General features: G+C 56.5%; 11 protein-coding genes and 1 tRNA gene. All 12 read left to right on the forward strand.

Annotation, left to right across the window (positions count from 1 at the left end):
* Positions 1–4 precede the first annotated feature (4 nt).
* Positions 5–1,789, forward strand: a complete 1,785-nt coding sequence (locus ACYPYQ_RS08905) for a CHASE2 domain-containing protein (RefSeq protein ID WP_459723162.1) — start codon at positions 5–7, stop codon at positions 1,787–1,789.
* Positions 1,789–2,571, forward strand: a complete 783-nt coding sequence (locus tag ACYPYQ_RS08910) for an ABC transporter permease (protein ID WP_459723165.1) — start codon at positions 1,789–1,791, stop codon at positions 2,569–2,571. Before ACYPYQ_RS08905 ends, ACYPYQ_RS08910 begins: the two co-directional genes overlap by 1 nt.
* 96 nt (positions 2,572–2,667) lie before the next feature.
* A complete protein-coding gene (gene thrS / locus ACYPYQ_RS08915) occupies positions 2,668–4,581 on the forward strand; it encodes a threonine--tRNA ligase (RefSeq protein WP_459723168.1) in 1,914 nt (637 codons plus the stop codon).
* Between the two features lie 21 nt (positions 4,582–4,602).
* A complete protein-coding gene (infC, locus tag ACYPYQ_RS08920; protein WP_459723442.1) occupies positions 4,603–5,124 on the forward strand; it encodes a translation initiation factor IF-3 in 522 nt (173 codons plus the stop codon).
* Between the two features lie 134 nt (positions 5,125–5,258).
* Positions 5,259–5,456, forward strand: a complete 198-nt coding sequence (rpmI, locus tag ACYPYQ_RS08925) for a 50S ribosomal protein L35 (protein WP_459723172.1) — start codon at positions 5,259–5,261, stop codon at positions 5,454–5,456.
* 11 nt (positions 5,457–5,467) lie between these two features.
* Positions 5,468–5,827 carry a 50S ribosomal protein L20 gene (gene rplT / locus ACYPYQ_RS08930; protein ID WP_459723176.1) on the forward strand — a complete coding sequence of 120 codons (360 nt, stop codon included), beginning with the start codon at positions 5,468–5,470 and terminating at the stop codon, positions 5,825–5,827.
* Between the two features lie 65 nt (positions 5,828–5,892).
* Entirely contained in the window at positions 5,893–6,903 is a 1,011-nt protein-coding gene (gene pheS, locus ACYPYQ_RS08935; RefSeq protein WP_459723180.1) for a phenylalanine--tRNA ligase subunit alpha, read from the forward strand.
* A 2-nt stretch (positions 6,904–6,905) separates the two neighbouring features.
* Positions 6,906–9,263, forward strand: coding sequence for a phenylalanine--tRNA ligase subunit beta (gene pheT, locus ACYPYQ_RS08940; RefSeq protein ID WP_459723184.1), 2,358 nt, complete (start codon positions 6,906–6,908; stop codon positions 9,261–9,263).
* Positions 9,263–9,574, forward strand: coding sequence for an integration host factor subunit alpha (locus tag ACYPYQ_RS08945; protein ID WP_459723186.1), 312 nt, complete (start codon positions 9,263–9,265; stop codon positions 9,572–9,574). Before pheT ends, ACYPYQ_RS08945 begins: the two co-directional genes overlap by 1 nt.
* Positions 9,555–9,938, forward strand: a complete 384-nt coding sequence (locus tag ACYPYQ_RS08950) for a MerR family transcriptional regulator (protein WP_459723189.1) — start codon at positions 9,555–9,557, stop codon at positions 9,936–9,938. Before ACYPYQ_RS08945 ends, ACYPYQ_RS08950 begins: the two co-directional genes overlap by 20 nt.
* Before the next feature lie 61 nt (positions 9,939–9,999).
* Positions 10,000–10,076: transfer RNA gene (locus tag ACYPYQ_RS08955), tRNA-Pro, on the forward strand.
* Positions 10,077–10,195: 119 nt separating this feature from the next.
* Complete coding sequence (locus tag ACYPYQ_RS08960) at positions 10,196–10,927, forward strand: TonB-dependent receptor plug domain-containing protein (RefSeq protein ID WP_459723193.1); 732 nt, start codon at positions 10,196–10,198, stop codon at positions 10,925–10,927.
* Positions 10,928–10,943 lie beyond the last annotated feature (16 nt).

The raw sequence follows: 10,943 nt of genomic DNA on the forward strand, positions 1-10,943 counted from the left end.
GGGGATGGACGGTCTGGAACGCTTGCGGGATCCGCGATTCAGTTGGTTACTGGGTTTGGCTGTTTGCCTGTTGGTTTCCTTGGGACTTTCCTTTCTCAACGCTGGAGACAATCTGAGCAGGAAGATACTGGACAAGCAGTTCGACTTTCTGCAACAGCGCGTCACGCATCCGATACAGAACGATGTGGTCATCGTCGGTATCGACGATGAAAGCTTCAGTAGATTCAATGAACCCTTCGAGTTGTGGCATCCCTATCTGGCCGGCTTTCTGGAGGCCATGCGTACAGCAAACCCAGGCGTGGTCGGGATCGATATCGTTTTGCCCGAACGGTCCTACCAATTCATGTTGCCTCACTATGAAGAGGGGCTGGTTCGGGAATTGAATGCGCTGAGCGCTCAGACCCCTGTGGTATTGGCACGTAAACTGGATGCGGGAGGGAGGTTGCGTCCGATGGCGGGTGCATTGCTGGCATCGGTCGCTGATGTGCCGGCTTCGGTCACGCTATGTCTTGATGCAGATGGCGTGTTCAGGCGGTTCGATCTGAATAGTTGTACTGTGAATGCGCAGGGCACGAGCTTTGCCGAGCGGATCGCCGCCCGGCTGGGGGTGGAAAAGCCCGGGGTCGGCATTGTGGATTTCAGCGCAGGCCAGAAGTTTGATTACATTCCTTTCAGTCATGTCCTCGAATGGCAAGGGCAGGCTGACAAGAAGAGGCTTGCTGCCGTTTTTTCCGGAAAGGTCGTGTTGCTCGGAGTCGTTTCTGCGCGCGCCGAGAAAATTCGGGTGCCTGTGCCGATGGCTGTATGGGCTCCGATGGATAAACATGTACCTGAGGTATTGGTTCAAGCGCAGATATTGCGCTCCATGACAGGAAAAGGCTTGATCCGCGAGCTGCCGCTTTGGGGGAGTGCGAGCCTTGCGCTGGTCGCTGCTTTGCTGTGGCTGGGACGTTCGGGATGGATCAAGCTCGCGATATTCGCCGTGTTCCCTTTCGTTATCTGGTTGTTGTCGACCTGGATGCTTCGAAACGGCATCTATCTGCCCTTGGGGGCTATTTTGCTTTCCGGGTCATTCGCCTTCCTCACGCGGCTTGGCTTCGAATCGGTGGGGCAGGTGCACGACCGCAAGGGACTGCGGGATATCTTCGGGCACAACGTGAATCGCGAGGTGTTGAGCGGGGTCGTGAGTGGCAAGATAGATTCGGCTGCTGGCGGGGAACGGGTGCGGGTATGTCTTTTGTTTGCACGCATCAAGGATTTCGGTCGGAGAGTGCGTGAGGCTGACCCGCAGGCATCTGTATCGCTGTTGAACGATTACTACTCCGAGATGGCGATCGCAGTGCATCAGCACCAAGGCACGCTCGACAAGTTTGACGGTGGCGACCTGATGGCTTTCTTTGGTGCTCCGCAAGCACTTGACTGTCCGGAGAGGAATGCGCTCGAGGCGGCGCAGGAGATGCTGCTGCGGCAGCGTGCAGTGAATGGGCGACTGCAGGAAAACGGCTTGCCTGTTGTCGAAATAGAGGTCGCATTGCACGTGGGGCTGGTGGTGGTCGGGCATGTCGGTCCGGCAGCACACAAGGAATACACGGCGCTCGGCCCCGAAGTGGATATTGTTAAGGCGCTGGTGGGGGAGGCGAGGAGTGCGGAGCGCCCTGTGGTCTGCTCGGCGGAGGTCGCTGAGGCAGTCAGGAGCGCGGGCGGTATCACCGAGTTGGGCGAGCGGCTGGTGGCGGGTGCGAACCTGCATGTATACGGTTGGTTGCCGCCCTTGCTTGGGAGGCCGTGATGGCTGGATTCTGGATGCGTGTGCTGGTCAGGTTGCAGATGCGCCAGGTGCGGCAGACGATATTCGGATCGCTTGCCTTGCTGTGGTATGCCTTCAACAACCTTCACGTATTGCGTCGCGTGCCAGTGAATGCCGTGTTCCAGCGGCAGTTGTTCTTCACCGGTGTCGAGGCACTCGGAATCGTGGCGGTCTTCGGCCTGTTGAGCGGTGCCCTCGTCATCACCCAGGTCACCTCGCTCATCGGCGGGGATAGCACGCTGGCAGTGAAGATCTTGATCTGGACCATCGTGCGCGAGATCGGCCCGCTGTTCGCCGCCATCATCATCGTTGCCCGCAGCAGTGCGGCCATCGCTTCAGAACTCGCTTTGATGAAGACGCGCGGCGAGATGAAGAGTCTGGAGCGGATGGGGATCTCTCCACAGGATTACCTGCTGGTGCCTCGTATCGTGGGGGTGACGCTGGCAGTGCTGGCTTTGACCATCTACTTCCAGCTGGTGGCCATCGGTGGCGGGTTGGCGATCAGCGCCTTGTTCCAGAACGTATCCTGGCTGGACCAGGTCGGCCGCTTCCTGCAGACGGTGAAGCTGAGCGAGTTCGCGGTGGTCGCTTTCAAGGGCTGTCTGTTCGGATTGGCCATCTCCAGTATCTCTTGCTATAACGGCATGCAGGCGCAGCCTTCTGTGACCGAGGTGCCCAAAGTCGCGATCAAGGCGGTCCTGCAGAGTTTGTTATTCGTGTTTGCGCTGGATGCACTGATCGCCTACCTGAACATGAGCTGGTGAGTTGCGATATACTGCGCGCCCTGTGGCGTATGTGCGCCTGGACATATTTGGATGGTGCGGCGCAGGCCGCACTAGTCTTTTTTAGAGTGGATCGAAATGCCTGTCATAACACTACCGGATGGTTCTCAACGCAGTTTCGATGGCCCTGTAACCGTTGCCGAAGTTGCGCAAAGCATCGGTGCCGGTCTGGCGCGTGCCGCGCTGGCCGGCAAAGTGGATGGAGCCTTGGTGGATACTTCCTACCGGATCTCTGGCGATGCGCAGTTGGCCATCATCACGGACAGGGATGCGGATGGTCTTGATCTTATTCGCCATTCCACCGCGCATCTGCTGGCCTATGCGGTGAAGGAGTTGTTCCCCGAGGCGCAGGTGACCATCGGTCCGATGATCGAGAATGGCTTCTACTACGATTTCGCCTATTCGCGCCCTTTTACACCGGAAGATCTGGCCGCCATTGAAAAACGCATGGCGGAGCTGGCCAAGAAAGACTTGCCGGTGACTCGCAATGTATTGCCGCGCGACGAGGCAGTGGCCTATTTCAAATCCATCGGAGAGAAGTACAAGGCCGAACTCATCGAGTCCATTCCTGCAGATCAGGAGGTTTCGCTGTATAGCGAGGGTGAATTCACCGATCTGTGCCGCGGGCCGCATGTGCCATCCACTGGCAAACTCAAGGTTTTCAAACTGATGAAGGTCGCGGGAGCCTACTGGCGCGGTGACTCGAAGAACGAGATGCTGCAACGCATCTACGGCACGGCCTGGGCAAAGAAGGAAGACTTGGAAGCCTACCTGCATCAACTGGAAGAAGCCGAGAAGCGCGACCACCGCAAGCTGGGCAAGCAGCTCGACCTGTTCCATATGCAGGACGAAGCGCCGGGTATGGTGTTCTGGCACCCCAAGGGATGGGCGATGTGGCAGGTGATCGAGCAGTACATGCGCGGCGTGTACCGCGATAACGGCTATCAAGAGATCCGTTGCCCGCAGATCATCGACCGTGTGCTGTGGGAGAAGTCCGGTCACTGGGAACATTACAAGGCCAATATGTTCACCACCGAGTCGGAGAAGCACGACTACGCCATCAAACCGATGAACTGTCCCGGTCATGTGCAGGTGTTCAATTCCGACCTGCGCTCTTACCGGGAATTGCCGCTGCGTTATGGCGAGTTCGGCTCCTGCCACCGCAACGAGCCGTCAGGCGGGTTGCATGGCTTGATGCGCGTGCGCGGTTTCGTACAGGATGATGGTCATGTGTTCTGTACCGAGAACCAGATCGAGTCGGAAGTGACGGCTTTCAATGCCTTGGTGCTGAAGGTCTACAAGGATTTCGGCTTCAACGAGGTCAAGGTAAAGCTGGCCTTACGTCCCGAAGGACGTGTCGGGTCGGACGACATCTGGGATAAATCAGAAAACGCCTTGCGCGCCGCTTTGCGTGCCTCAGGCATGGAGTGGGAGGAGCTGCCGGGAGAGGGTGCTTTCTACGGCCCGAAGATCGAATTCCACATCAAGGATGCCATCGGACGCTCCTGGCAGTGCGGCACCATTCAGGTGGATTTTTCGATGCCAGGTCGTCTTGGGGCCGAATATGTGGACGAGGACAATAGCCGCAAAACACCGGTGATGTTGCACCGCGCGGTGCTCGGCTCACTGGAGCGTTTCATCGGGATACTGGTGGAGAACCACTCCGGAGCCCTGCCGTTGTGGCTGGCACCGGTGCAGATGGTGATGATGAACATCTCACAGGCACAGGAAGCCTATGCTGCGCAAGCTACCGAAAAGTTGCGAGCCGCAGGCTTCAGGGTGCAATCTGATTTGCGCAATGAGAAGATTACCTATAAAATCCGAGAACATAGCTTGCAGAAGTTGCCTTACCAGCTGATTGTCGGCGATAAGGAGATGGCTGCAGGCCTCGTTGCCGTGCGAACCCGCCAAGGTGAAGACCTCGGGCAGATGTCGGTGGAAGCGTTGATCGAACGCTTGAATGCCGAACTGCATATGGGAAGCGCGGTTTAATTTTTTAATGGAGAAATTGCAATAGCACAGGATAAGTCGCAGCGTTTGAATGAGCAGATAACGGCACCACAGGTGCGGCTCATCGGCGCGGAGGGAGAGCAGGTTGGCATCGTTGCAGTTGCGGAAGCACTTCGCATGGCTGATGAAGCGGAATTGGATCTGGTGGAGATCGCCCCATTGGCGGAACCCCCGGTCTGTCGCATCATGGATTTTGGCAAGTTCAAATATGCCGAAAGCAAGAAACAGCACGAGGCCAAACTCAAGCAGAAGCAGGTGCAGGTCAAGGAGATCAAATTCCGTCCGGGTACGGACGAAGGAGATTACAACATCAAGTTGCGTAATCTGACCCGTTTCCTTGCCGATGGCGACAAGACCAAGATCACATTGCGGTTTCGTGGTCGCGAGATGGCCCACCAGGAGATCGGCATGCGCTTGATCGAACGTATCAAGACCGATCTGGAAGAGCATGGTGTCGTGGAGCAGTTCCCGAAGATGGAAGGCCGTCAGATGGTGATGGTCATCGCGCCGAAGAAGAAGGCCTGATAAGTTAAGTACATCGCGACGAAGCAAGGGGCTGTCGTTGCGGTGGTTGTACAAGGTGCCCCAAACTAGTGATTTCGGGTCTTTAAGTGTCCCTGTCAGGGAACTCCCGGCGTCATACAATAAACGGAGTCGTTATGCCAAAGATGAAGACCAAGAGCAGTGCGAAGAAGCGCTTCCGCGTCCGCGCGGGTGGCAGCGTCAAGCGCGGCCAGGCGTTCAAGCGCCACATCCTTACCAAGAAAACCACCAAGAACAAGCGTCAACTGCGTGGCTCTACCGGTGTCCATGAAACCAACACGGCGTCCGTCCGCGCCATGATGCCCTACGCATAAGGAGTTAGAGAATGCCAAGAGTCAAACGTGGTGTAACGGCGCGCGCGCGTCACAAAAAGATCCTCGACAAGGCCAAGGGTTACCGCGGCCGTCGCAAGAACGTCTACCGCATCGCCAAAGAAGCGGTGATGAAGGCTGGTCAATATGCCTATCGTGACCGTCGCCAGAAAAAGCGTCAGTTCCGTACTCTGTGGATCGCACGTATCAACGCGGCTGCGCGTGAGCAGGGTCTGAGCTATAGCGTGTTCATGAACGGCCTGAAGAAGGCTGCGATCGATATCGACCGCAAAGTGCTGGCCGATCTGGCCGTGTTCGACAAAGCTGCGTTCACGCAGATCGTCGGGCAAGCCAAAGCCAGCCTCGGCGCTTAATCATCGCGCTATATGAAAAAGGAGGCGCAAGCCTCCTTTTTTGTTTTAAGACCAACGAACATACGATGCAAGAACTTCAAACCATACTCGAAGAAGCCTTGGAGAGTTTCGCTGCCGTTGAAGATGCAGCCGAACTCGAGAACATAAAAGCACGCTACCTGGGCAAAGATGGCAGCCTGACCGCGATGCTGAAAGGCTTGGGCAAGTTGTCTGCAGAAGAACGTCCTGCAGCGGGGGCACGCATCAATCAGGTGAAACAACAGCTCGAAGCAGCTTTACACGCACAGCGCGAAGCTATTCAGCAGCATGCCTTGAATGCGAGACTCGCGGCGGAAGCTCTCGATGTGACATTGCCGGGTCGTGGTCCGGGGGTGGGGGGCTTGCACCCGGTCACTCGCACGCTGCAGCGGATCGAGAACCTGTTCCATTCCATCGGCTACGACGTGGCCGACGGGCCGGAGATCGAGAACGACTTCTACAACTTCACCGCGCTGAACATCCCGGAGGATCATCCGGCGCGGGCGATGCACGATACTTTCTATATCGATGCACAGCATGTGTTGCGCACCCACACGTCGCCCATCCAGATCCGCTACATGCAGGCGCATATGGAGAAGTACAAAAATCTGGAGACAATGCCGGATATCCGCATCATCGCCCCTGGGCGGGTCTATCGTGTGGATTCGGATGCCACGCATTCGCCGATGTTCCATCAGGTGGAAGGATTGTGGATCGGAGAGCGGGTGAGTTTTGCTGACCTGAAAGGCGTGATTGCAGACTTCCTGCAGAACTATTTCGAAACCGAGGATATGCAGGTGCGTTTCCGCCCATCGTTCTTCCCGTTCACGGAACCTTCTGCCGAGATGGATATGAGCTGGAAGGGCGGCTGGCTGGAGATCGGCGGTTGCGGCATGGTGCATCCGAATGTGCTCAAGCATGTCGGCATCGACAGCGAAAAATATATCGGCTTCGCCTTCGGCATGGGAGTGGAACGACTGGCAATGCTGCGCTATGGTGTCAACGACCTTAGATCGTTCTTCGAGAATGATCTTCAATTCCTGAAACAATTCAACTGAACATGCAATTCTCCGAATCCTGGTTGCGTACCCTTGTGAATCCGCCGCTGTCCAGTGGCGAACTGTCCCATCTTCTGACCATGGCCGGTCTGGAGGTGGAGGAGATGACGCCCGTCGCACCGGCCTTCGAGAAGGTCGTCGTTGCGCAGGTATTGAGCAAAGAAAAACATCCCGATGCGGACCGCCTGAACGTGCTTGCGGTGGATGTTGGCCAGGCTGAGCCGTTGACTATCGTGTGCGGCGCGCAGAATGTGAAGGTCGGCATGAAAGCGCCTTGTGCGCTGGTCGGAGCCAAATTGCCCGGTATCGAGATCAAGCAGGCCAAAGTGCGCGGTATCGCATCCTTCGGCATGATGTGTTCGGACAAAGAACTCGGTCTATCCGATGAGAGCGACGGACTGTTGGAACTGTCTGCCGAGGCGGTAGTCGGCCAAAATATCCGTGAACACCTTGATCTTGACGATCATCTGATCACCCTGAAGCTCACACCGAATCGGAGCGACTGTTTGTCGGTGCATGGCATCGCGCGCGAAGTCGCGGCGCTGACGAACGCGCCGTTGCAGCCCATTCCTGCCGCCGTATTCGCGCAGACTGGCAGTATGACCCGCAAGGTGCAGGTGTCCGCTCCGGCCGCGTGTCCGCGCTACATGGGGCGAGTGATCTCCGGGGTGAACGCAAAGGCGGCAACGCCTCCGTGGATGGTGAAACGTCTGGAGCGTTGCGGTCTGCGCAGCATCAGTGCATTGGTCGATGTGACCAACTATGTGCTGCTTGAGCTGGGGCAGCCGCTGCACGCGTTCGATCTGGATAAGCTGAGTGGTGATGTGGAGGTGCGCTTTGCCATGGACGGCGAACAGCTGACGTTGCTGAACGAGCAGAAGGTCGCGTTGCAAGGCGATATGCTGGTGATCGCCGACGGCAAAGGACCTGTCGCACTGGCTGGTGTGATGGGTGGCATGGACTCGGCAGTCGATGAGGCGACCAAGGACATCTTCCTTGAGAGTGCCTTCTTTGTGCCCGGTGTGATCGTCGGGAAATCGCGTCGTCTTGGTTTTAGTTCCGATTCTTCCTATCGCTTCGAGCGCGGTGTCGATTATTCAGCTACAGACCGTGCCCTCGATCGTGCCACTCAATTGATTCTTGAGATATGCGGCGGCGAAGCCGGGCCGGTATCGGTAGTGCAGTCTGATCTGCCCTTGCGTCCGCCGGTGCTGCTGCGTAGCTCGCGCATCCTGCGCGTGCTGGGTATCTCGCTAGGCTCCGATGAGATCGCGCAGATCCTTACAAGCCTGGGTATGTCATTCCAGCAAAAGGGTGATGACTTCACTGTGACTCCCCCGAGCTACCGCTTCGACATCGCTATCGAGGAAGATCTGGTGGAAGAGGTCGCGCGCGTGCACGGTTATGAAAGGATACAGCCGGCACCTATCCGGGCAAGCATGAGTATGCTGCCTGATTTCGAGGCAGAGCGCCCGTTGTCCAGGATACGCCAGGTCATGGTGCTACGTGACTATCAGGAAACCATCAACTATTCCTTCGTCGAGGCGGAGTGGGAGCGAGATCTGTGCGGCAATACGGCCCCTGTCGCGCTGATGAATCCGATAGCCAGCCAGATGAGCGTGATGCGCAGCAGTCTGCTGGGTGGTTTGCTGGGGGCCTTGCGTACAAATCTGGCGCGCAAGCAGTCTCGTGTCCGTCTGTTCGAGATCGGCGGTTGTTTCAAAGCCGAGGCGGGGATATATCTCCAGGAGGATCGGTTGGCCTGCCTGGCATATGGAGCCGTACTTCCGGAGCAATGGGGGGCGGTTGCGCGCAACGTGGATCTTTTCGATTTGAAGAGCGACCTCGAAGCTTTGTTTGCACCGCGTACGCTGACTGTGCGGGCTGCCGAGCACCCTGCTTCCCATCCGGGGCGTTCTGCGCGCATATTGCTTGATGGACTCGCCATCGGCTGGTTGGGTGAGCTGCATCCGAAATGGCAGCAGCAGTACGATATGCCATTGCCTGCAGTCTGGTGCGAGGTGCAATTGAGTGCCTTGCTACCGTCTGCCGTGCCGGGCATCGAAGATATCTCAAAATTCCCTGCGGTACGCCGGGACATCGCTGTGCTGGTCGACGAAAAAGTCGATGTGCAGTCGATTCTGGATACATTGAGCAGTCAGAATGCACCCTATGTGACCGAGTTGGCCTTATTCGATGTGTATCGGGGGGCGGGCGTCGAAGAAGGGAAAAAAAGCCTTGCATTCCGTGTGTTATTAAAAGATACTCAAAAAACACTTACAGATTCTGAGATAGAGCCGAGCATCGCCATGTTGGTCGAGGCATTGCACAAGATCGGCGCGAAGTTGAGGGGGAAATGATGACATCTACATTGACGAAGGCCGAGTTGGCTGATCTGCTGTTCGAAAAGGTCGGCCTGAACAAGCGAGAAGCCAAAGATATGGTGGAAGCCTTTTTTGAAGAGATCAGGTTGCAGCTTGCTCAAGGAGATAGCGTCAAGCTGTCCGGGTTCGGAAACTTCCAGTTGCGCGACAAGCCGCAGCGGCCCGGGAGGAACCCCAAGACGGGAGAAGAGATCCCGATCACAGCTCGCCGCGTGGTCACCTTCCATCCCAGCCAGAAACTCAAAAGCATGGTAGAGACGACCTATCATGGAACAGCAGCTAACTGATTCCGGCCTGCCGCCGATTCCGGCCAAGCGCTATTTTACGATAGGCGAGGTCAGTGCCCTGTGTGGCGTCAAGGCGCACGTCCTTCGTTACTGGGAGCAAGAGTTCACACAACTCAAGCCGCTCAAGCGAGGCGGGAACAGGCGCTATTACCAGCACCATGAGGTGCTGCTCATCCGTCGTATACGCCAGTTGCTGTACGAAGAGGGGTTTACCATCAGCGGTGCGCGCAGCAGGCTGGACCAGACGCATACTCAAGAAGCGGATACAGTTCATTCGACACATGCCAGTTCGGAGCTGTCTGCCATTGCCATCCCGGAACTGCGTCGGGAGTTGACCGACATAATTAAGTTGTTGCGTGCCTGAAAGGAAAATTCGTTGCAAATCGCGCAACAGAATAAATGTGCTCTGATATAATCCGCGCCCTCGGGGCGTAGCGCAGCCTGGTAGCGTACTTGCATGGGGTGCAAGTGGTCGGAGGTTCGAATCCTCTCGCCCCGACCAGGACAAAGAAATCAGCATTACGATAATCCGGCTCTGCCGGATTTTTCATTTTCGCAAGCCGACAACTCGGCTGAATGCCGATTCATCCTTGAAATTCTGATAATTACTTTACAATCAGGTTGCAGTTCAATTTAACCGGCAAGGGGCAGGGCAGATTGATTACTCTAAATCGCGATTCATTCAGGATTCTTCTCTCAACGCTGGTACTGACCCCGTTCTTTGCTACTGCCCAGGCTGATGACGGTCTGGATTCCGAACAGGCATTCTTTCTGGAACTGCCGGTGGTGCTGACTGCTTCGCGTCTGAAGCAACCTTTGGATGAGTCTCCCAGTGCGATGACAGTGATCGATGCGGAGATGATACGGGCTTCCGGTTTTCGCAAATTGTCCGATCTCTTCCGTCTGGTTCCCGGTATGTATGTGGGTAGCCAGAAAGGTCATAGTGCTTTCGTTTCCTACCATGGCACCACCGACAACTACGCGCGTCGTATGCAGGTGCTGGTGGACGGGCGCAGTGTCTATCTTCCCCCATTCAGTTCGGTGACCTGGGACAACATTCCGGTCTTACTTGAAAACATCGAGCGTATCGAAGTCGTGCGCGGTCCTTCAGCCGCCTCGCATGGAGCGAACTCGACACTGGGCGTCATCAACATCATCACTCGGGAGCCGGGTATTCTTGCACCCGATCAGGTTATGGTCGCTCAGGGCGGCAACGGTGTCTCCGACCTTTCTGCGATGTTCGGCCTGTCATCGTCTCTCCTGGATCAGCGGCTGACTATTGCATACCGGGCTGATCATGGGTATGACTGGTCGTTGATAAATGACGGCAATCGTACGCGCATGCTGAGTTAGCGCGGCAACTATCATC

It is taken from the genome of Sideroxyarcus sp. TK5, from assembly GCF_054601595.1.

Coding starts and splice junctions, on each gene's coding strand:
- pheT (WP_459723184.1), top strand. CDS start 6,906: ATGCAATTCTCCGAATCCTGGTTGCGTACCCTTGTGAATCCGCCGCTG.
- ACYPYQ_RS08950 (WP_459723189.1), top strand. CDS start 9,555: ATGGAACAGCAGCTAACTGATTCCGGCCTGCCGCCGATTCCGGCCAAG.
- rplT (WP_459723176.1), top strand. CDS start 5,468: ATGCCAAGAGTCAAACGTGGTGTAACGGCGCGCGCGCGTCACAAAAAG.
- rpmI (WP_459723172.1), top strand. CDS start 5,259: ATGCCAAAGATGAAGACCAAGAGCAGTGCGAAGAAGCGCTTCCGCGTC.
- thrS (WP_459723168.1), top strand. CDS start 2,668: ATGCCTGTCATAACACTACCGGATGGTTCTCAACGCAGTTTCGATGGC.
- ACYPYQ_RS08905 (WP_459723162.1), top strand. CDS start 5: ATGGACGGTCTGGAACGCTTGCGGGATCCGCGATTCAGTTGGTTACTG.
- ACYPYQ_RS08945 (WP_459723186.1), top strand. CDS start 9,263: ATGACATCTACATTGACGAAGGCCGAGTTGGCTGATCTGCTGTTCGAA.
- ACYPYQ_RS08910 (WP_459723165.1), top strand. CDS start 1,789: ATGGCTGGATTCTGGATGCGTGTGCTGGTCAGGTTGCAGATGCGCCAG.
- pheS (WP_459723180.1), top strand. CDS start 5,893: ATGCAAGAACTTCAAACCATACTCGAAGAAGCCTTGGAGAGTTTCGCT.